2 protein-coding genes and 2 pseudogenes are annotated in these 1,515 nt (G+C 39.7%); 2 read left to right on the top strand and 2 right to left on the bottom strand.

Annotated elements, in window-relative coordinates:
• Together F6K49_RS48110 and F6K49_RS48105 are read right to left on the bottom strand one after the other, a co-directional pair.
• Positions 1-485: pseudogene (locus tag F6K49_RS48110) on the bottom strand (ISKra4 family transposase); the annotation flags it as partial.
• Between the two features lie 105 nt (positions 486-590).
• Positions 591-986, bottom strand: a complete 396-nt coding sequence (locus F6K49_RS48105) for a type II toxin-antitoxin system HigA family antitoxin (RefSeq protein ID WP_075898008.1) — start codon at positions 984-986, stop codon at positions 591-593.
• A gap of 47 nt (positions 987-1,033) precedes the next feature.
• Here F6K49_RS48105 and F6K49_RS54060 point away from each other — a divergent pair.
• Positions 1,034-1,099, top strand: a pseudogene (locus F6K49_RS54060) (hypothetical protein); the annotation flags it as partial.
• An 18-nt stretch (positions 1,100-1,117) separates the two neighbouring features.
• Positions 1,118-1,405, top strand: a complete 288-nt coding sequence (locus tag F6K49_RS48100) for a tetratricopeptide repeat protein (RefSeq protein WP_293109699.1) — start codon at positions 1,118-1,120, stop codon at positions 1,403-1,405.
• Positions 1,406-1,515 lie beyond the last annotated feature (110 nt).

Raw genomic sequence — 1,515 nt, 5'->3', positions numbered from 1 at the left:
TAACCTTACTTTTCCTCCATCTACACTCACTTCTTCAATATCTTTACTACAGTCATTGTCAGTAAAATTATAACGATGTACTAGTCTTTGTTGTGTTTTTGCTGAGATTTTCATTCCTGTATAGTAGTCAATATCTCTGGCAGCATTATCATAAGATACATTGGCGCTTGCTCGAACACAACACTGCTCTAAAAACGGACTTATTCTTTGGTTAGTTTCGAGATTTAATCGGATGGCTTGCTTTTCGGTTATTGGTAATTTTCCAATGATACTCTTTAATGTTCTCAGTCTTCCGGCCTCGGTTTTTGTTGTTTCTTTGATAAAAAAAAACCGATTTTTGGTGTGATATACTCTAAAGTTTTCTCTCTCACAGTTTCTTCTATTCCCGCCATTGTGTCTAGTTTGGTCGGATCAGAGTCCTCATAAAGAATCTTGGCAATTGCTTGAAGATACTCGTTGAGCTCTTTTTGCTTTTCAGGGGTCATTTTGGGATTAATTCTTAATTTTTTAGGTAGCTTGACACAGATAAACTCAATTTACTCATTTTGTCAAGTAGTTCATTTGTTCTGCAAGTTTGACCTGCTCCCCAATTAGCCCAACGGGCTAGGGCTTAGCCTACGCACTTTCAAGGCTTCTTGAGAATTGAGTTTACGCTTTCCGTTTAATATATCTAAAATCGCTTGCTCTTGCTCAAAAATACCTAACAAATCTTGTATCGTTAGATTATAGTCTTCCATTAATGTCTGTAATAATTCTGCATCGGTTAATTCGGGCAATTGTTCAGTTTTTTCTTCATAGTCATAGACTAACATCCCTAATACCCTGAGATAATCTTGATCATCTTGATTAAGCGGTTTTTGATCTAATAGGTCGTTGATTCTTTGTTGGGTGGCGATTAATTCAGCATTATTGGTAATGGGACGGGGCGCAAATTCGGTGATTAATTTCAGGTAATAAGGACTAGGGTTGGTTAAACCAGTTGTCATTTTTCAATTTCTACTTATCCTAGTCTGCCTTAGTATACTATTCTGGGGAATATCATAAAGCAGAACTATTTCACCAGGACGCGATTAACGTAATTGAAGAGTTCTACGGTCCCAATCATCCTAACTTAGCATTGTATCAAGACTGCATCAAATCCCTGAACTCAAGTTACGGCAACAATCATCCCCAAGTGGGAATGTACCTGAGTGATTTGGCTTGGCTGATCTCGGAACAGAGTAACGAGTTGGACAAGTTAAAGCTAGCTGTGAGCTTTTTCCACAAATCTCTGAGCATCCTCACGCCAGTGTTAGACCCCAATCATCCCAGTATTCGCAATGCCCGGAAGGGGCTAACTGTGCTCTACGGTCGAATCGGGAATCGGGAATCGGGAATCGGGAGTAGGGCATCGGTGACAACTTAAGCCTGTATGCCAATTGTCAAGGGGGTTGAGGAAAAAGGCTTGAAGAAAAACTCAGACTGACCCTTTTGTCGGTCAGGAAAAGGAGCAACAATAAGTTTGACCTTGGGTTT

It is taken from the genome of Moorena sp. SIO3I6, assembly GCF_010672095.1.
Note: the sequence above shows the minus strand (reverse complement) of the source record. Positions and strands in the feature narration are given on the sequence as shown.

Excerpts from the sequence above, each read along its gene's own strand:
- F6K49_RS48105 (WP_075898008.1), bottom strand. The coding sequence starts at position 986 with ATGACAACTGGTTTAACCAACCCTAGTCCTTATTACCTGAAATTAATC.